We start from the raw sequence: 19,131 nt of genomic DNA on the forward strand, positions 1-19,131 counted from the left end.
CTCCCACGGGGGGCCGGCGCGCGCGTGTCATCGCGCGACGATCACTCCGCGGGCGCGGGCGGCGCGACGAGATCCCACACGTCGTTCACGCCCTTGCCCTTCGCATCGCCGGGCGCGGTGTCCATCGCGAAGTAGTAGAGCGGCCACCCGCGATACACGAGCTGCTCCGTGCCGTCGGCGCGCGTCAGCGTCGTCACGTCGGCGGCCGCGATCGACGAGGGCAGGCGCACGTCGCTCGGCGGAACGATCGGCCAGTTGTTGAGGCACATGCCGCTGCACATGCTCACCGGCGCGGTGCCGCCCTCGCCGCGCGTGTCGTTGCGGAAGAGGTACATCGTGCGCCCCGCGCCATCGACGAGGAACTGACCGTTCTCCTCGCTCGCGCGCACCATCACCGAGTAGAACGGCGCGCGCGCGACGAACCACACACCGTTGTTCCCCTCGCCGTTCGCGTCGCCGGGCGCTGCGTCGTTCGCGAACGTGTAGAGCGGCCAGCCGCGGTACGTCGCCTGACGCGTTCCGTCGGCGCGCGTGATCCATCCGAGCGCCGCCGCGTTGACGCCCTCGCCCGGCACGAACGACGCGGGCGAGAACGCGGGCCAGTTCGTGAGGCACGCGCCCGCGCAGCTCGAGGAGCCGGGCGCGCTCGCGGTGCTCGCCACGTCGCGCGCGAACACGTACAGCGTGTTGCCCTCGCCGTCGGCGAGGTGCGTGCCGGCCGACGTCGTCCGCACCGTGACGGTCGCGGCCGCGGTGCTCCCGTCGTTGCCGGGCGGCGTGCCTGCGTCGGTGCCCGGCGGGTAGTCGATCATCCCGTCCTCGCACGCGGCGAGGAGCATGAGGAACGTGAGCGGAAGGAGCCCGAGGTGCCGCTGCATGTGCCGTCTCCGTGAGCTGAGGGCCTTGGCTGGAACGACCGGCCGGATGACGGGCTCGTTCTTGTCCTCGCCGCGTGTGGCCGCGAATTAAGCTCGATTAAGCGTCGCGCGATGACCCGATCCGAGGGACGAGACGCACGGGCGCCTCTTCCACCGATCACGCGCGGCTGCGACGATCCATCGCGCGTGCTCCGCGTGCTCCCTGCGTTGCTCCTCCTCGCGCTCTGCGCCTGCGGCGCGACCGAGCCGCGCACGTCGCGCGCGAAGCAGTCCGGCTTCGCGCCCTGTCCCGCGACGCTGCCGCCCGAGATGGTCTGCATCCCGGGCGGCACTTTCGTGCGCGGCGACGATCGCGATCCCCACGCATCGCCCGCCGAGCCCGTCACCGTCTCGACGTTCCTCCTCGACGTGCACGAGGTGACGAACGCGGCGTGGAGCGCGTGCGTCGCCGAGGGCGCGTGTCGTCGACTCACGCGCTTCGCGGGCTACATGGGCGCGCAGCAGCCCGCGGTCGCGATGCGCTGGGACGAAGCGCGGGCGTTCTGCGCGCGACGCGGCGCACGACTGCCCACCGAGGCCGAGTGGGAGCGCGCCGCGTCGGGCCCCGACGACACCCGCTTCCCGTGGGGCGATCGACCCGGGCGCGACTGCGAGCACGCCATCGTCGAGACCGACGCGGGCCACGGCTGCGGTCGCGACACGACGTGGCCGGTGATGAGCCGACCCGCGCACGGCTTCGGCCTGCACGACATGGGCGGCAACGTCTGGGAGTGGGTCGCCGACGCGTACGCGCCTTGTTACCGCGGCTGCGATCACGCGTGCGGCGATGCGTGCGCGGGGCTCGATCCCCGCGGTCCATCCGGCGAGCGCCTCCGCGTCGTGCGCGGAGGCTCGTGGTGGCACGACGTCGATCGCGCGACCGTCACCGCGCGACGCGGCGTCCCCGCGGACAACCCCAACCCGCATCGCTTCGGGTTCCGATGCGCAGCGGACGTGAGCGCACCGTGAAGACGATCCTCGCGCAGCTCGCGCTCGCGCTCTCCGTCGCGTCGATCGCGCACGCGCAGCCGCTCACCGCCGCGGAGCGCGCCATCGTCGACGCGGTCCCCTCCGAGGTCGTGCCCGAGCCCGACGAGCACTATCCCGGCTCGAACGAGTGGCGACACGATCTCTTCTTCGACGCGATCCGCGACGTCGGCGGAGCGTTCGTCGGAGTCGGCACGGACCAGTGCTACACGCTCGCCGCGGTGCAGGGCGCGTCGCTCTTGTGGATCGTCGACTACGACCCGCTCGTCGCGCGCGTGCACCGCATGTACGGCGCGCTCGTGCGCGCTTCGCCGACGCCCGACGTCTTCCTCGCGCGCTTCACCGACGCCGCCGCGGACGACACGCGCACGCTCCTCGAGGGCGCGCTCGCGAGCGATCCCGAGCGCGTCGAGATCGTGCGCACGCTGCGCCGCAACCGCGCGCGCTTCGAGGGCTACCTGCGCCACGTCGCGTCGCTTCGGCGCGATGGTCGCGCGACGAGCTGGCTCTCCGATCCCGCGCTCTACGCACGCGTGCGCGCGCTCTTCGAGAGCGATCGCGTGATCGTGCGGACCGGCGACGTCACCGCGCGCACCACGCTGCGCGCAGTGGGCGCCGCGAGCGAGCGGCTCGGCACGCCGGTGCGCGTGCTCTATCTGTCGAACGCGGAGGCGTTCTTCGGGTACACGCGCGATCTCGCCGCGAACGTCGAGGCGCTTCCCACCGACGCGCGCTCGGTCGTGCTGCGCACGTTCCGCCATCCGCGCGCGGTCTATCCGGCGGGCGACACTTGGCACTACCTGGTCCAGACCACGTCGGACTTCGAAGCGCGCCTCGCGCTCGGCTACCGCCGGGTCCGCCAGATCGTGCGCGACGCGATCACGCAGGGCCTCGACGCGCGGGGCGTGACGTCGATCGACGAGCGCACCCCGCGACGCGCGCACCGCCCGTGATCACGCCGCGGCGCGCAGGCCCGCGCGACGTCCGATGACCTTCACCGGCACGCCGTGCGCCGGTCCGAGCGTGACGCTGCGACGCACCGGTCGCTCGTGGCGATGCACCAGCTCCACGTCCCACCCGTCCACGAGCACCGCGAGCGCGAGCCGCATCTCGTACTCGGCGAACGCCGCGCCGATGCAGCGTCGATGACCGCCGCCGAAGGGCAGGTGCTCGAACGCGCCGTACTTGCGGTCGAGGAAGCGCTCGGGCCGGAACGCATCGGGCTCGGGATAGATCGCGGGATCCGCGTGGATCGCGCCGATCGCGGCCGCGACCCCGATCCCCGGCGGGATCGTGTAGCCGCCGAGCGCGAGCGGCTTGCGCAGCATGCGCAGGTTCTCGGTCACGATCGGATGCAGCCGCAGCGTCTCGTCGCACACCGCCGAGAGATACGGCAGCTTCGCGATCACCTCGGGGTCCGCGTCGATGCCCACGCTCGCGATCTCCGCGCGCACGAGCGCCAGCGCGTCGGGGTGCCGACCGAGCCAGTGCATCGCCCACGCGAGCGCGATCGCCGTCGTCTCGTGCCCTGCGAAGAGCAGCGTCACGAGCTGGGCCGCGACGTCGTCGTCGCTCATCGCGCTGCCGTCGTCGTATCGCGCGGCGAGCATCATCGCGAGCACGTCGTCGCCCTCGTCTCCGCGCGCGCGCGCCTCGGCGATGCGCGCGTCGAGCCACGCGCGGAAGCGCTCGCGGATGCGCACGAACCGGCGCCACGGCGGGAAGAGCGGGGTGTGCGACGCCTTCGAGAAGAAGAGCAGCGGCGACATGCCGCGCACGATCTCGCCCATCAACGCGCGGCCCTCGTCGAACGCCGCGCCCTCGCCCACGCCGAACACGGTCCGCAGGATCACGTCCATCGTGATGTCGGTCGTGACGTCCTGCATCGTCACCGTCGCGCCGGGCTGCATCGCGGTCTCGAAGCGACGCCGCGCGAGCGTGCGCATCGCGTCGCCGTACGCGCGCATGCGCGCGCCGTGGAACGCGGGCGTGAGCAGCTTGCGGTCGCGCTTGTGGGTCTCGCCTTCGCTCACGATGAGGGAGCGCGGGCCGAGCACGACGCTCGTCGTGCCGACCGCCCACGCGCCGAAATGATCGGGCGACGCCGTGAAGATCGGCTTCACGAGCTCGGGCGTCATCGCGAGCACGACGCGCCCGTTGGGCGAGGGGAACGTGACGAGGTCGCCGTACTCCGCGCGCAGCTCGCGCAGCGTCGCGTAGGGATCGCGGATCAGGCGCAGCGTCGCGGGGAGCGTCCAGCGAGGACCGGGCGGCAGCGTGGTCTTCATGGCGAGGCTATCGAGTGATAGGTGCGACCGTGCCGCGACGACAAGCCCGAAAACACGACGAGCCACCTCGCGGTGGCTCGTCGTGCTTCCTCGTGTGGCGCGATCAGGTCGTCGCGTCGAGCTTCCGACCTTCGAGCACGAGCGCGTGCATCTCGTCGATGAAGCCGCGGAAGTGCCGGTACGTCTCGTCGACCATCGCGACGAGCTGCGCGGCCGTCGCGTCGTCGAGCTCGATCGCCTCGATCATCGAGCGCACCGCGTCGTCCTCGAGCGTGTGCTCGCCCTCGGTGTCCGAGTGGTGCGGCCCGAGATAGACGAGCTTGATCCCGCTCTCCGCGGCGACCTCGCGACCGACCGCCGACACGCGACCCACGGTCACCGCGCCCGCGCCCTCGATCGCCTGCACCAGCACGAGCTTCTGCAGCGAGCTCGCGCCGAGGCCGAGCTTGCACATGTGGTACGAGAGCATGCGCGTCTTCAGCGTCTGCTCGCTCCACACGAAGCGCAGCGAGTCGGTGTACGGCACGCGCGGGCTCTCACCGAGCTTCTCGAGGTCCTTCAAGAACCACGTCCAGTGCGTCTCGTCCTCGCGCGCGTGCGCGTTCACGAGCTCCTGGTACTTGTCGCGCGGCGGGTACTCGCTGAGCACGTGCGAGTAGAGGTCCGCGAACGACATCACGAAGTGAGCAACGTGCGGCGCGAACGAGAGCCTCGTGCGCGCCGGGATTCGAGTGTCCGCGAGGAGCTCGAAGAGCGGAGCGCGCGCGAGCTCTTCCGAGCCCCGATCGAGTGCAGCGAGAACACGCTTCATGGGCAACACCTCGTTTCGTGAACGACGAGGGCGACGCGTCGACGCACACACTCCGGCGGACGCCGAGCGCCCACGGCCTCGCGACGCGAGGCGAGCGCCCTCTCCAATACGCTCGATATATCCGCTCGAGGAGCGTCCGCGCGTCGGGGTTTTCCCCGACGCGAACGCGCGCGAGCTCAGGAATCCACGGGGATGCGGACGCGGAGGCGATTGATCGCGCTGACCAGCTCGCCTGCGCTCCACGCGTCGAGGTGCTGGCGCAGGAAGACGTCCGCTTCGCTGTCGTAGCGCGCGATCTTGTACTCGAACGGGAAACGCGCCGCGGAGATCATCCCGACCATCGCGAGGCGCGACGCCGCCGCGAGGAAGCCGTCGCCCTCGAAGACGAGGCACACGCCGCGCGCCCGCTCGCGCATGTCCGAGAGGAACCCGACCGCGTGCTCGCGCGCGACCGCGTCGGGCACCGGACACTTCGGACCGACGACGATCACCGCGCCGATCGGCCCGCGCGTCTGCGTCATGAGCTTGCGCCCCGCCTGACGGGTCGCGCGCATCCGCGCTTCGTTCGGATCGCTCAGCGACATCTGGATCACGACGTTGCGCCAGAGCGCGATCCCGAAGCCCTTCTCGAGCACTTCGAAGTTGACGTCGTTCATGTGGCTCGCTCGCAGCGCGGATGGTGCACCATGTCGTCGACACGGTGCAATGGTGAAAGTGCATTCCGCTGCGAGCGGAGCGCCGCGAGCGCGTCAGCTGCGCGCGCCGAAGCGCTCGACGTAGCGATCGTCGAGCCACTCCCAGATCGCCGAGTGCACCGACATCGCGCCGCTGCGCATCGATGCGATCGCGCGACGCGCCGTCGGCACGCTGCGCGCGAGCGCGGCGTGTGCGTCGGTGGGCGCGCTCGCCAGCGAGGTCGCGCCGCACGCGTCGATCATCGCGAGCAGCTGCTGCACGGCGGCGTCGCACGCGAGCAACGCCGCGATCGCCTCGATCGCGTCCGCCGGCCCGATGCGCCCGGCGAGCAGCTCGTCGAGCTCCTCTCCGAAGCCGTCCCGCGTCGATGCGCGCGCGTCGAGCGCGGCGTCGATGCGCGCGAGATCGAGCTCGAGCGCGTCGCGCGTCTCGGGCGCATCCGCGCTCGCCCCGGCGGTCGCGACCCAGCGCGCGCGCTGCGTCGCGAGCCCCACGCAGAGCTCGCGCGTGAGGCGCAGCAGCTCGTGGGTCGCGTCCTCTCCGCGCGAGAGCCGGCGCACGAGCGGGTGATCTGCCACGTCGTACTCCGACATCGTGCGGAGCACGGCCTCGCCGCTCGCGAACGCGAGGCGATCCCCGGTCGCCGCGGGCACCGAGCCGCGCGGGTGCACCTTCGCGGCCTCGGTCGCGAGGTAGACGGTGAGCCGCGGGTCGTCGTGGTGACGGCGGAACGCGACCCAGCTCTGCATGCCGACGCCCGCGTCGAGCGGCCGCTCCGCATATCCATGCACGAGCGCGTCGTAGGGCGCGGGGTCCATGCCGTGCTCGACGAGATAGGCGTGCACGCGCTGCTGCACCGCGAGATCGTCGGGCGCGTACGCGCAGATCGGCACGTAGACGGTCGTCGCCGCGGGACGAACGCTGCCCTCGACGAGCGCAGAGCACGTGAACGTCGCGCGCGCGGCGAGGCGCTCGCGGTCACCGCCCATCGCGCGAACGAACTCGTGCACCTCGCCCGGCGTGTAGCTCTCGGCGCCGCTGCAAGCGGCCTCGAGGTCGGCAGCCGTCGCGTCGTGATGACGCACGTAGACCTTCACGCGCGCCTTGGGATCGGCGACGAGATCGAGCGCGAAGTACTTGAGCTCGTCGAGGTGCGGGCCGCGACGCGCCGTGCGGCAGAGCGATCCCCACGCGCCGTCGAAACCGAGGCGGTGGAGCGCCTCTTCGACGACCGACTGCGCCCGTCCGCGTCCGTACGCCTGGGGATTGAAGTAGGCCTTGAACGCCGGCGGCCGGCCGCGCCGGAACACGGCGGAGTGCCAGAGCGCGAAAGGCCCGTGCATGTCGTCGGGCAGGAAGAGATCCTGGACGACTCGGAAGCGCGAGAGATCCGCTCCGTGATCCCGCTCCAAGCGCTCCGTCAAAGCGATCGCGGCGGCGCGATGAGCAGGGAGAGTCGGCTCCTCGGCCTGCGCCTCGAGGAGGACTCGAACCTCTACTTCGCCCGCGGCGATCGCGGCGGATAGCTCGATTGGCGTGTTGTCGTCGCTGATGTCGGAGACCCAGAAACCGGCATCGGGCGACGAGGTGCGATGATGGAGCGGTCTGTCGCCCCAAGGCGCCAATAGCGCACGAAAGGTGTCGACTACCTCACTCGTCGCAGACTCGAATCCAGCTGCGAGACAGAGCGCTTCCAATCGACGAGCACCGAAATCCACGAGACTCGGACCCTGCGCATGTGCGCGATGGATGACACGGACTCCATCCGTCGTGGGATGCTCCACATCACGCTTGTACTGCTTCATCACTCCTCCTGCGAAAAAAACAGCCCAGCGGAGAGACGTTCTGCGTGGTTCGCGGTCCTTGAAAAACGAGGCGAGACACGCCGACTCCGACACAGGGGGCGCCGAGCTCTGGTCAGCGCGAGTCGGGGCCATCCGTACTTGTACACCACTCGTCTGAGACTGCTGTCGGGGAAATCCCCGAAGGGACACGAGCGTAGGAATGTCATGCTCGATCCCAATTGAGTGTTGCACTCAACCTGGGAGTGGTGTCAGACTGAAAAACGGTACTGCAGACGGATGCGCCAAACCCGCACCGAAGCAGTCCCCCGCGGCCGCGTGAAGCGCGCGCCGTATCGGGAGACTCTCGTGCTCGAGGAGGTTTCATGGACGTGACCAATCGGCGTGAGTTCCTGCGTGCGACGGCCACCGTGGGTGCTGCGGCAGCCGTCGTCGGGTTCAGCTCCTCGGCGCGCGCATGGGTCGGCGCGGGGGATTCGGGCTGCGGCGACTTCGATCGAGTGCCAGCCCTCGACGGGCAGCTCCTCACCGACGTCTCGACACGTGCCGCCTACAGCAACGACAAGGGCACGCTCGTCTTCAAGACGCCGGCAGCGGTGCTGCGGCCCGGCTCCATCGCCGATGTGCAGCGCATGGTGCGCTTTTGTCGTGACCGCGAGATCAAAGTCGCGGCGCGTGGTCAGGCCCACTCGACCGACGGTCAGGGCCTCGTCGCAGGCGGTCTGATCATCGACATGGCGACGCTCAGCACCGTGCACGAGATCGGCGCGGGCTACGCCGTCGTCGACGCGGGCGCGACCTGGGGCAGCCTGCTCGCGCAGACGCTCGCATCGAGCCAGTCGCCGCCGGTGCTCACGGGCTATCAGGGCCTGTCGATCGGCGGCACGCTGTCGATGGGCGGCATCAGCGGCATGGCCTACAAGCGCGGCGTGCAGGTGCAGCACGTCCTCGAGCTCACGGTCGTGACCGGGCGCGGCACCCTCGAGGTCTGCTCGATGTCGCGCAACCGCTCGCTCTTCGAAGCGGTGCTCGCGGGCGTCGGTCAGTACGCGATCATCGTGCGCGCGAAGCTGCGCCTCGTGACGGTCGGCGCGCTCGTGCGTGATCAGACGATCCGCTACGACGACATCGGGCCGTTCTTCGACGACATGCGCACGCTCGTCGCGCGCGGCGAGATCGACCTCGTGTACGGCGGCGCGAAGCAGGACCCCGCGACCGGCGCGTGGTTCTACGAGATGTACACGGCGCAGTGGTACGACGCGGGCTCGCCGCCCAACACCGCGTATCTCCTGCGCGGTCTGAATTTCGATCCCGCGAACGTCGTCGAGCTCGACGGCCCGTACTTCGACTACCACACGCGCGTCGATCAGGGCATCGCGTTCCTGTCGTCGATCGGGCTCTGGGCGGGCGCGATGAAGCCGTGGTTCGACGTGTTCCTGCCCGACACGCACGTCGAGGAGTACGTCGACGACACGCTCACGTCGCTCGCGCCCGACGATCTCGGCATCGCCGGATTCATCCTCTTCTTCCCGCTGAAGACGTCGACGATCACGCGGCCGATGTTCCGTCTGCCCGACGACGACGTCGTGTGGCTCTTCGACGTGCTGACCGCGAACAACACGCCCGGCTACGAGCCGACGTTCGCGCAAGCGAAGCGCGCGCGGAACCGCGAGTGGTTCGATCGCGCGGTGGCGGTCGGTGGGTATCGCTATCCGATCGGAACGCTCGACTTCACGCGCGCCGACTGGCGTCGTCACTACGGGTCCGAGTGGGTCCGCGCACAGGTGTCGAAGGCGTACTTCGATCCGAACAACATCCTGACGCCGGGCCCCGGGATCTTCGACGACGACTGCTGATCCCGAAGCACGTCGACCGGAACGGAAGCGCGCGCTCGGCTCACCGCCGGGCGCGCGTTCTCGTCTTCAGCGCATCGCGGACGTGTCCTCGAGCTCGCGCCCGCGCGTCTCGGGCAGCCACTTGAGGATCAACACGAGCGCGAGGATCGGTCCGATCGCGGTCGACGCGACCGCGAGCCCCCAGCCGATCTCCTCTGCGGCGAGGCCGACCGCGATCGGTGCGACCACGTAGCCGAGGCGACCGAGCAGGTTGTTGGACCACGCGAACGCGTCGGAGCGCAGCTCGGTCGGGAAGAGCTCGGTGGTGAACGCGTTCAGCGCGGGCAGCACCGCGGACGCGCCGAAGATCGCGAGCACGACCGGGCCGAAGAGCAGCGCTTCGCCCTCGAGCGTGTAGCTGCCGAGCGCGCCTGCAGCGGTGAGCACGAAGATGACGACCGAGCCACGACGTCGTCCGGTCACGTCGAGCAGTCGTCCGACTGCGAAGACGAGCGGCATCGAGACCACCGCCGCGACGCTGATGAGCAGGCCGACGCGTGTGTCGGGCATGCCGAGATCCTCGACGGCGTGCTGCTTGAAGAACGTCACCGCGGTCTGGGTGCAGACGTACGTGAGGCCCCAGATCAGCGCGAGCTGCAGCACGCGAGCGCGATAAGGCGTGTGCAGGATGCGCGTGAGCGACGACGCGACGCGCTCCTCGGGCGCGAGGGCCGCGAAGCGATCGGTCTCGCGCAGCGAGCGACGCGCGAACGCGAGGAGCACGAGGGGCACCGTGCCCACGAAGTACACGGTCCTCCAGCCGAACGGAGAGCGCACGAGCAGCGGCACGACGCCGGCACACACCACGGCGCCGAGCGCGCTCCACGCGCTGATGACGCCGATGACCATGCCGCGCCGCGACGCGGGGAATTCCTCGGCTGCGTAGATCACGGAGACCGCCCACTCGCCGATGAGGAAGATGCGCGCGACGAACTGCAGCGCACCGAAGAGCCACGGCGACGAGACGAGGCCGCTCGCGAACGAGAAAAGCGTGTAGCCCGCGATCGTCAGCGAGAGCACGGCGCGACGACCCCAGACGTCGGCCTGTCGCACGAGCAGGTACGCGACCACGGTGCCGAGGTTCACGAACGCGACGAGCAGGCCGGTCTCCCACTCGCCGAGGTGCATCTCGTCGCGCAGCGTCGGCAGGATCTGCGCGAGCGCCATCTGATCGAAGCCCTCGAAGAACGTCGCGACCCCGAGGAACACGAAGAGCTTGCGCTGGTACGCGGTGAGCGGTTGCGCGACGGGATGCGACATCGTCCGCGAGTCTAGAACACGCGCGCGCTTCCTCGGTATCCTCGGCGACTCTCATGCACGAGGCGATCACCGCGCTCGATGCGCTCTCGGCGGTCGACGTCGCCGATCTGCTGCTGCTGGCGATCGTGCGGCGCGACGCGCACGCGGTGACGATCGAGCCGGGCGCGCGCCGTCACGAGGTGCGCTACGAGCCGTCGTACGCGCGCGCGATCACCGTGGATGGCGCGCTCGGGGACGCGATCGTCGCGCGGCTCGCGCTCGTGGCGGAGCTGCCGCTCGGTGGGAGCGAGTCGCGGGTCGGGCGAATTCGCGTTCGGCTGCGCGATGGGCGCGCCGAGCCGCTCGTGCGCGGGCCGGGCACGGAGCCTCCCGCGATCGACGTGCTGCTCGTCACGCGCGTGACGGCGCGCGGGCTCGCGGCCGAGCTGCGACGCATCGGGGATCTCGACGAGCGCGACGTCGAGGACGTGAGCGAGGCGAGCGCCGACGAGCGCGCGCCGGCGCGCGCGGGGCGATATCGACTGCTCGACGAGATCGGGCGCGGTGGGATGGGCACCGTCCATCGCGCGCGTCACCTCGTCCTCGACAAGCACGTCGCGATCAAGCTGCTGCTGCCGGGCGCGGCGAGCGATCCGATGCTCGCCGCGCAGTTCGTCGTGGAGGCGAAGGCAGCGGCGCGCGCGCGACATCGCGGGATCGTCGACGTGCTCGACTTCGGTCGGCTCGCCGACGGTCGCTCGTTCATCGTGATGGAGCTCGTCGAGGCGCCGACGCTCGACGAGCGGCTGCACGCCGCGCCGATCGAGCCGAGGCGCGCGCTGATCATCGCGCGGCGCATCGCGGCCGCGCTCGGCGCCGCGCACGCGCAGGGCGTGGTGCACCGGGATCTCAAGCCGTCGAACGTGTTCGTGGACGACGACGATCACGTGAAGATCGGTGACTTCGGCCTCGCCGCGATCGTCGACGCGAGCTTCGAGCCGGCGCGGACCGGCGAGGGCCCGCGCAGCGACCTCATCATCGGCACCGCGGCCTACATGGCGCCCGAGCAGGTGCGCGGAGAGGCCGCGGATCGACGCAGTGATCTCTACTCGCTGGGGTGCGTGCTCTTCGAGATGCTCACCGGGCGGGCGCCGTTCGCGGGGCTGCCGGTCGCGCGCTTGCTCGAGGCGCAGCTCGAGGCGCCGGTGCCGAGGATCGTGCGACCGGGCGGGACGCCGGTGCCCGACGGAATCCAGGCGATCGTCGATCGCGCGATGGCGAAACGACGCGAGGAGCGGTACCAGAGCGCGCGAGAGATGATCGTGGATCTGCGTCGCGCGGCGCGCGCGGCATCGCGCGCGGACTGGCGCAGGTGGCTCCCGCGATGACGAGCGAGCGCGCGCACACGGTGCTCGTCGTCGACGACGAGATCGAGATCCTCGAGAGCCTCCGTCGCACGCTGCGCGGCGAGTCCTATCGCCTGGTGACGACGACGTCGCCGCACGAGGCGCTCGAGTCGGTGCGCGCGGGCGAGGTCGACGTCGTGATCAGCGACATCGACATGCCGGAGATGAGCGGCATCGAGCTCGTCGCGGAAATCCGGCGCGTCGCGCCCGACGTGGTGCGTGTGCTGCTGACGGGCGATGCGTCGCTGCCGTCGGCGCTCAGCGCGATCAACGAGGGCGAGGTGCATCGCTACCTCACGAAGCCGTGGGACAAGCACGAGCTGCGCGCGATGTTGCGCCAGGCGCTCGAGCGGCTCGACGAGCTGCGGAGGATCGCCGAGGCGGATCGTCGCTCGCGCGAGCGCTCGGAGATGCTCGACGAGCTCGAGCGCGAGCATCCCGGGATACGCGAGGTGGTGCGCGTCGACGGCGCGTACGCGATCGACGCGGAGCGGCTCTGGGCGCGCATGCCGCTCGAGCTCTCGACGCTGCCCGGCGCGAGCGTGCGGAGCGCGCGCGACGTCGACGCCGCGGACGCGAGCGATCGCGTGACGAGGCGGGCGAAGCGATGAGCGGAGGGGAGTCGGATCGCCAGCTCGCGGGCTGGCTCATCGAGGCGTTCGTGCGGCTCGCGAAGGCGGACTTCTCGGTGCGTCTGCCGCGCGACTACACCCGCGACACCGAGGACACGCTCGCGTTCTTCGTGAACTTGATCGCGGAGGAGCTCGCGCGGCTGCTCGAGGAGCGCGAGCGCGATCACCAGCGACTGCAGCAGGGCGTCCAGGCGCTCAGCGAGTCGTTCCTGCGGCTCGCGGCGGGGGATTTCGAGGCGCGCGCGGCGCGCTCGCTCGAGGGGGATCCCCTCGACGTGCTCGCGTACCTCTTCAACAACACGGCGGCCGAGGTCGGCGACGCGTTCGCGGAGCTCGTGCGACAGCGCTCGGTGCTCGCCGCGATCCTCGACTCGATGATCGACGGAGTGCTCGTGCTCGACGCGAGCGGCGGGATCCTCCGGGCGAACCTCGCGATCGCGCGGTTGCTCGGGTGGCCGCACGGCGAGCTCGTCGGTCGCTCGCTGTCGTCGCTGCTCGCGGCGCGCGAGAGCCCGCTCGCGGTCGATCCGACGGGCACGCTCGATGACGATCGCTTTCGCGATCGGCGCGTCGCGTTCGTGACGTCGAGCGGCGACGTGCTCACGCTGACGGTGAACGCGTCGGCGCAGCGTGACGGCAGCGGCGCGCTCGCGGGCATCGTGCTCGTGGCGCGCGACGATCGCGAGCTCCAGCAGGCGCAGGCGCAGCTCCAGCTGGGCGATCGTCTGACCACGATGGGGCTCGTCGCGGCGGGTGTCGCGCACGAGATCAACAACCCGATGGCGTACGTGATGGGCAACCTCGACTACGTCGCGGAGGAGCTCGAGGGCGCGCGGGACGCGGCGCGCGAGCGCGGCGAGGGGGCCGTCACGCTCGCGCCCGAGGTGGTGGGCGAGCTGCTGCAGGCGCTGCGCGCATCGCTCGGGGGGGCGGATCGCGTGCGGCAGATCGTGCGCGATCTGAAGGCGTTCGCGCGGGCCGACGAGGCGCCTGCGACGAACGTCGAGCTACCGAAGATCATCGACTCGGCGCTCAGCATGATCCGCAACGAGGTGCGGCATCACGCGCGCGTCGTGAAGGAGTACGGCGCGACGCCGCTCGTCGTCGCCAGCGAAGCGCGGCTCGCGCAGGTGTTCCTCAACCTCGTGCAGAACGCGGCGCACGCCATTCCGCTGGGCGCAGCGGACCGGCACGAGATCCGGATCGTGACCGGCACCGACGCGAGCGGCGATGCCTTCGTCGAGGTGCACGACACCGGGCAGGGCATCGCGGAGGAGCACCTCGGGCGCGTGTTCGAGCCGTTCTTCACGACGAAGTCGAGCGGTGTGGGGACCGGTCTCGGGCTGTCGATCTGTCGCAACATCGTCGCGCAGCTCGGGGGCGCGATCGGCGTGACGAGCCGGGTCGGGGAGGGCACGACGTTCCGGGTGACGTTGCCCGCGGCGCGTCCGAGCCAGCTCGGGCGATCGCGGCCGGTGGTCGCGATGCCGCCGCGCGCGCCGCGACGTCGTGTGCTCGTCGTCGACGACGAGCCGGAGATCGGCGAGACGGTGCGACGCATGCTCGGTCGCGATCACGACGTCGACGTGGTGACGAGCGGGGCGCTCGCGCTCTCGCGGCTGGACGAGCGCGCGTACGACCTCGTGCTCTGCGACGTGATGATGCCCGAGATGACCGGAATGGAGCTGCACGAGCGGCTGTCGCGCGCGCGGCCCGAGGTGGCGCGGAGGATCGTGTTCATGAGCGGCGGCGCGTTCAGCCCCGGCGGGCGGGACTTCCTGGCGCGCGTGGGCAATCGGAGCATCGAGAAGCCGTTCGAGGCGCGGGTGCTGCGCGAGCTGGTCGCGACGCTCGAGCCGTCGTCTTGATGGGCGCGGCGCGCATCGTGCTTCGTCTCCCGCGAGGAGATGGCGATGAAGATCCGCACGACGACGTTCTCGGGCGCGCTCGTCGCGCTGGCGATCGCGGCATGCGCGAGCGCTTGCGACAACCCCTACGAGCGGGAGATGGGGATCGGGCGCGAAGCCGACGAGCGCGAGCGCAACGTGCCTCGGCCCGAGATCGGCGGGCGCGCGGCGCCGACCGAGGATGCGCTCATCGACCAGCGGACGATTCTGGAGAACGAGCCGCTCGAGGGGAGCGAGCCGACGCAGTTGAGCGAGTGAGCGCGGCGTTGGTAGGGGTGTGGCGGATCGCATCACGTGGTGCGGTTCGCGCATCGGACGCGCAACGTGGGTTGGTCCGGACGGGGTGGATCGGCGCAACGTCGGTCGGCTCGAGCGCTCGGAGTGGTGCGACGGCGCGCTTCACGTCTCGGCGGTTCTCCGATATCAACCACGGTCGTGAAGGCAGACGACGAAGGCGAGCGCCCGTGGAGCAAAGACATTCCGCCGGGCCCGTGGGACTACATCGTCATCGGCAGCGGGATGGGCGGCATGACGAGCGCCGCGCTCCTCGCGTCGCTCGGCCGTCGCGTGCTGGTGCTCGAGCAGCACTACGTTCCCGGCGGGTTCACGCATGTCTTCAAGCGACCGGGGTTCCATTGGGACGTCGGCGTGCACGCGGTCGGGGAGGTCACGACGCACACCGCGACGGGCCGCATCCTCCGCGAGCTCACGCGCGGTGAGCTCGAGTGGGCGCCGCTCGGTGGCGTCTACGATCGCTTCCACTTCCCCGACGACTTCACGATCGAGTTTCCCGACTCGCCAGCGCTGTTCCGCGAGAACCTGATCGACGCGTTCCCGAACGAGCGCGAGGCGATCGACGGGTATCTCCACCTCGTGCGCGCCGTGGCGAAGGAGATGAAGAGCTACTACCTCGCGCGGCTCTTCGGCCCGTCTCTCGGGCGCGTCGTCGATCCGGTGCTCGCGCGCGGCGCTCAGCGATGGCTGACGAAACGAACCGCGGACGTGCTTCGCGAGCTCACGAGCGACCCCAAGCTCCGGGCGGTGCTCACGTCGCAGTGGGGCTACTACGGCTCGACGCCGAGCCGCTCGTCGTTCGCGATCCAGGCGCTCGTCGCGAAGCACTTCATGCACGGCGCGTATTACCCGGTCGGCGGGGCAGGTCGCATCGCGCGCGGGCTGCTCGCGACGGTCGAGCGCGCCGGCGGATGGACGGCGATCCGCACCGACGTTGAGCAGATCCTCGTCGAGAACGGGCGAGCCGTGGGCGTGCGCCTGCGCGACGGACGCGAGGTCCGCAGCAAGCGCGTGATCAGCGCCGCGGGCGTGCTCTCCACGGTGACCCGCCTGCTGCCTCCCCCCTATCGCGACGACGCTTGGGCGCGCGAGGTCGCCGAGCTGCCGGCTGCGCCCGCGCACGTGTGCCTGTACCTCGGCTTCGAAGGCAATCCGCGCGAGGCCGGCGCGACCGCGGCGAACGAGTGGTTCTACGAAACGTGGGACATGGAGGAGGATGCGTGGCGCGTGAACGAACGCGACGCGCCTCCCCGCGCCTCGGTGCTCTACTGCAGCTTCCCGTCGCAGAAAGACCCCGAGCACGATCCCGACGAGCTCCAGCACACCGGGGAGATCGTCACGTTCGTGCCCTGGGACTCGTTCTCGAAGTGGAAGGACGCGCGCTGGAAGAAGCGCGGCGCGGAGTACGACGCGTTCAAGGATCGGCTGTCGGAGCAGCTGCTCTCGCAGCTCACCGCGCGCATGCCCGGCCTCGCGCCGAAGGTGAAGCTCGCAGAGCTCGGCACGCCGGTGAGCACGCACCACTTCGTGCGCCCGGTGGAAGGCTCGATCTACGGTCTCGAGCCGACCGCGCGTCGGTTCCACAACCGTTGGCTGCGCCCGCGCGCGCCGATCGACGGGCTCTTCTTCAGCGGCAGCGAGGTCGCGACGGTCGGGGTGATCGGCGCGATGATGGGCGGCGTGCTCGCGGCGGTGAGCGCGGAGCCGGTCGAAGCCGTGCGCTGGCTGCGCCCCATCGCGATGTGAGCGCGGCTCAGGCTGCGATTGGCGCGGCGTGCTGCTCGCGCATCAGCCACGTGCCGGCGGGGAAGGGGACGTCGCGCCGGCCTCGGTGCCAAGCCTCGAACGCGTGTCGATATGCGGTGCGGAACGCTCGGACGCGCGCTGCAGACTCGCGTCGAACGTCGTCGCCGGCGCGGCCGACGGCGAACGACGGATTCGTGGCGCGCACGGGCTCCCACGAGCGGGCCCGGCGGAATGGCGAGATCCGGGCGCAGCGATCGGCACCGAGGAACGTGCCCTGTTGCGCTCGGACGTTCGCGCGCGCAGCGGACTCGAGCGACGCGAGCTCGTGCGCAACCAGCGTGCGGAACTCGTCGGCGTCCATCCGGAGCTCGCGAGCGGCGCGCGGCATCTCGAGGCGGAGCTCGGCGTGGGGAGGCCACTTGTCGTCGTCGGCCGCGAAGTACTCGCTCGGACGCGGAGTGCGCCAGGTCGCAGTGCCGATCTCGCGTGGCCGCGTCGTCAGGCCGGGCCAGTCCTTCGCCCGCGGCACGAGCCGCGCCGCGACGGGATTCGCGATCGCGTAGGCGATCTTCTCGGCGACCGCGCTGGGCGTGCGCAGCTCGACGACGCTCGTGGGTTCGTGGTCCCAGACCGCGCCTTCCCAACGACGCACGACCTTCGTCGCGAGCGCGACGTGGCGATGGAGGTAGTGGAGGAAGACCGGGAGGCGACCAGCGGGATCGGAGACGACGAGGTGCTCGTGCGTGCTCATCAGGACGGCGGCGTGGACGCGCACTCCCGTGCGCTGCGCCGCGATGGCGAGCACGTAGCGGAAGATGCGCTCGATGCGCGGATCGGGCGCGAAGAGGTGGTAGCGACGAAGCGTGCGGCGCGTGACGAGGTAGACGGCGCCGGGCTCGAGCAGGCGAGGTTGGGTCACGGGCTGCGGGATGCGCACGACGTGTGCCGGTCGTTCGGCGGTGAAATGCCGGGGAAAACGCAACGTGGGTCGGGCGGAATGGCGGGCGGCGCCTGGCGGCCGCCAGCCCGCGACGGCGCTGCTCCCGAGCCACCCACGCGAAACGTGCACCGGTCGCCCGAACATCGCGGCGCCCGTCTCGGATCACTCACCGACGTTGAGCCGTCCGCCCACCGCGACCCCCGCCCGTCCGCGCTCACGACCGCCGTGCTACATCGCGCGCCATCATGGTCTCCGCGATCTTCGACGCGTCTCGCTGGGAGCCCGTGCCGGGCTTCGACTTCACCGACATCACCTATCACCGCGCGAAGGAGCGCGGCACCGTGCGCATCGCGTTCCACCGCCCCGAGGTGCGCAACGCGTTCCGCCCACACACCGTCGACGAGCTCTGCACCGCGCTCGAGCACGCCCGCACCTCGAGCGACGTCGGCGTCGTGTTGCTGACCGGCAACGGCCCGTCCCCGAAGGACGGCGGCTGGGCCTTCTGCTCGGGCGGCGATCAACGCGTCCGCGGCAAGGACGGCTACAAGTACGAAGGCGCCGACGCCGGGAAGATCGACCCCGCGCGCCTCGGCCGCCTCCACATCCTCGAGGCGCAGCGCCTGATCCGCTTCATGCCGAAGGTCGTCATCGCAGTCGTCCCAGGTTGGGCCGTCGGCGGCGGGCACTCGCTCCACGTCGTCTGCGACATGACGCTCGCGAGCGAGGAGCACGCGCTCTTCCGCCAGACCGACGCGGACGTCGCGAGCTTCGACGGCGGCTTCGGCTCCGCGTACCTCGCGCGCCAGGTCGGACAGAAGCGCGCACGAGAGATCTTCTTCGTCTCGAAGAACTACTCGGCGCGCGACGCATTCGAGATGGGCATGGTGAACGCCGTGGTTCCGCACGCCGACCTCGAGAAGGTCGCGCTCGAGTGGGCCGCCGACATCAACACCAAGAGCCCGACCGCGATCCGGATGCTCAAGTACGCGTTCAACCTCGTCGACGACGGGCTCGTCGGCCAGCAGCTCTTCGCCGGCGAAGCGACCCGGCTCGCCTACGGTACCGAAGAAGCCCAGGAAGGCCGCGACGCGTTCGTCCAGAAGCGCCCCCGCGACTTCAAGAAGTTCCCCTGGCACTACTGACCGGCCCCCCGGGTGTCACGAGCCCGACGCTCGCGACACCCACCCGCCGTTTCAGCTCGATCGCTTCGCACCCACGTTCGATGCGCCACCCGGCTCGGCGTGGCTCCCAGGCGTGCGCTGCGCGCGCTTCGCGAGCTCCTCGGCGTCCGCACGCTTCGCGCTCCACCCGTATCCGATCTGCGCCCGCACGAGCTTGCGCGTCCCTTCGCCGACGATCCCGTCGACCGTGTAGCCGAACATCGTCTGCAGCTCGGTCACCGCGCGCTCGGTCGCGTCGCCGAAGATCCCGTCGGCGTCGAGGTCGTAGCCGAGCCGCCCCAGGTCGCGCTGCAGCTCGCGCACGTCGTCGCCCCGCGAGCCCTTCTTCAGGATGCGCGCCTCGCCCGTCGTCTGCGTCTCGTTCTTCATCGCGTCCACCTCCTCGCGCAC

At 70.8% G+C, this 19,131-nt stretch carries 17 protein-coding genes; 9 read left to right on the forward strand and 8 right to left on the reverse strand.

Annotated elements, in window-relative coordinates; all coding sequences use genetic code 11:
- Window positions 1–41: 41 nt before the first annotated feature.
- The gene (locus tag DB32_RS06260) at window positions 42–878 is read right to left on the reverse strand and encodes a hypothetical protein (RefSeq protein WP_053231503.1); all 837 of its coding nucleotides are present in this window, start codon (window positions 876–878) and stop codon (window positions 42–44) included.
- A gap of 186 nt (window positions 879–1,064) precedes the next feature.
- Between DB32_RS06260 and DB32_RS06265 the strand changes: the two genes are divergently transcribed.
- Window positions 1,065–1,886, forward strand: a complete 822-nt coding sequence (locus DB32_RS06265) for a formylglycine-generating enzyme family protein (protein ID WP_053231504.1) — start codon at window positions 1,065–1,067, stop codon at window positions 1,884–1,886.
- A complete protein-coding gene (locus DB32_RS06270) occupies window positions 1,859–2,857 on the forward strand; it encodes an LIC_10091 family protein (RefSeq protein WP_157068774.1) in 999 nt (332 codons plus the stop codon). Before DB32_RS06265 ends, DB32_RS06270 begins: the two co-directional genes overlap by 28 nt.
- Here DB32_RS06270 and DB32_RS06275 read toward each other — a convergent pair whose 3' ends face one another.
- The 4 genes from DB32_RS06275 to DB32_RS06290 all read right to left on the reverse strand — a co-directional run bounded on the left by DB32_RS06275 (window position 2,858) and on the right by DB32_RS06290 (window position 7,636).
- On the reverse strand, window positions 2,858–4,192 hold the full coding sequence (locus DB32_RS06275; RefSeq protein ID WP_053231506.1) for a cytochrome P450: 1,335 nt from the start codon (window positions 4,190–4,192) through the stop codon (window positions 2,858–2,860).
- Between the two features lie 103 nt (window positions 4,193–4,295).
- The gene (locus DB32_RS06280; protein ID WP_053231507.1) at window positions 4,296–5,003 is read right to left on the reverse strand and encodes a hypothetical protein; all 708 of its coding nucleotides are present in this window, start codon (window positions 5,001–5,003) and stop codon (window positions 4,296–4,298) included.
- A 176-nt stretch (window positions 5,004–5,179) separates the two neighbouring features.
- Window positions 5,180–5,659, reverse strand: coding sequence for a hypothetical protein (locus DB32_RS06285; protein ID WP_053231508.1), 480 nt, complete (start codon window positions 5,657–5,659; stop codon window positions 5,180–5,182).
- Window positions 5,660–5,752: 93 nt separating this feature from the next.
- Window positions 5,753–7,636, reverse strand: a complete 1,884-nt coding sequence (locus DB32_RS06290) for a tryptophan dimethylallyltransferase family protein (RefSeq protein ID WP_083457185.1) — start codon at window positions 7,634–7,636, stop codon at window positions 5,753–5,755.
- A 236-nt stretch (window positions 7,637–7,872) separates the two neighbouring features.
- On the opposite strand from DB32_RS06290, the gene DB32_RS06295 reads away from it, so the two are divergent.
- Window positions 7,873–9,357 (forward strand): FAD-binding protein, encoded by a 1,485-nt coding sequence (locus DB32_RS06295; RefSeq protein WP_169791358.1) that lies wholly within the window; start codon window positions 7,873–7,875, stop codon window positions 9,355–9,357.
- 66 nt (window positions 9,358–9,423) lie between these two features.
- Here DB32_RS06295 and DB32_RS06300 read toward each other — a convergent pair whose 3' ends face one another.
- The gene (locus tag DB32_RS06300; protein ID WP_053231511.1) at window positions 9,424–10,656 is read right to left on the reverse strand and encodes an MFS transporter; all 1,233 of its coding nucleotides are present in this window, start codon (window positions 10,654–10,656) and stop codon (window positions 9,424–9,426) included.
- A 53-nt stretch (window positions 10,657–10,709) separates the two neighbouring features.
- Here DB32_RS06300 and DB32_RS06305 point away from each other — a divergent pair, with 53 nt between their 5' ends.
- The 5 genes from DB32_RS06305 to DB32_RS06325 all read left to right on the forward strand — a co-directional run bounded on the left by DB32_RS06305 (window position 10,710) and on the right by DB32_RS06325 (window position 16,620).
- Entirely contained in the window at window positions 10,710–12,023 is a 1,314-nt protein-coding gene (locus DB32_RS06305) for a serine/threonine-protein kinase (protein WP_053231512.1), read from the forward strand.
- A complete protein-coding gene (locus tag DB32_RS06310) occupies window positions 12,020–12,652 on the forward strand; it encodes a response regulator (RefSeq protein ID WP_157068776.1) in 633 nt (210 codons plus the stop codon). The genes DB32_RS06305 and DB32_RS06310 overlap by 4 nt, the downstream gene beginning before the upstream one ends.
- Window positions 12,649–14,541, forward strand: a complete 1,893-nt coding sequence (locus DB32_RS06315; RefSeq protein ID WP_053231514.1) for a hybrid sensor histidine kinase/response regulator — start codon at window positions 12,649–12,651, stop codon at window positions 14,539–14,541. The genes DB32_RS06310 and DB32_RS06315 overlap by 4 nt, the downstream gene beginning before the upstream one ends.
- Before the next feature lie 45 nt (window positions 14,542–14,586).
- Window positions 14,587–14,838 (forward strand): hypothetical protein, encoded by a 252-nt coding sequence (locus tag DB32_RS06320; protein ID WP_157068777.1) that lies wholly within the window; start codon window positions 14,587–14,589, stop codon window positions 14,836–14,838.
- Window positions 14,839–15,015: 177 nt separating this feature from the next.
- Window positions 15,016–16,620, forward strand: coding sequence for a phytoene desaturase family protein (locus DB32_RS06325; RefSeq protein ID WP_053231516.1), 1,605 nt, complete (start codon window positions 15,016–15,018; stop codon window positions 16,618–16,620).
- A 7-nt stretch (window positions 16,621–16,627) separates the two neighbouring features.
- On the opposite strand, the gene DB32_RS06330 is transcribed toward DB32_RS06325, so the two are convergent.
- Window positions 16,628–17,539 (reverse strand): hypothetical protein, encoded by a 912-nt coding sequence (locus DB32_RS06330; protein WP_053231517.1) that lies wholly within the window; start codon window positions 17,537–17,539, stop codon window positions 16,628–16,630.
- A gap of 266 nt (window positions 17,540–17,805) precedes the next feature.
- On the opposite strand from DB32_RS06330, the gene DB32_RS06335 reads away from it, so the two are divergent.
- On the forward strand, window positions 17,806–18,702 hold the full coding sequence (locus DB32_RS06335) for a 1,4-dihydroxy-2-naphthoyl-CoA synthase (RefSeq protein WP_053231518.1): 897 nt from the start codon (window positions 17,806–17,808) through the stop codon (window positions 18,700–18,702).
- A gap of 51 nt (window positions 18,703–18,753) precedes the next feature.
- On the opposite strand, the gene DB32_RS44055 is transcribed toward DB32_RS06335, so the two are convergent.
- Entirely contained in the window at window positions 18,754–19,110 is a 357-nt protein-coding gene (locus DB32_RS44055) for a peptidoglycan-binding domain-containing protein (RefSeq protein ID WP_083458473.1), read from the reverse strand.
- Between the last annotated feature and the right edge of the window lie 21 nt (window positions 19,111–19,131).

It is taken from the genome of Sandaracinus amylolyticus (assembly GCF_000737325.1).
In the GTDB taxonomy this organism is placed as follows: domain Bacteria; phylum Myxococcota_A; class Polyangia; order Polyangiales; family Sandaracinaceae; genus Sandaracinus; species Sandaracinus amylolyticus.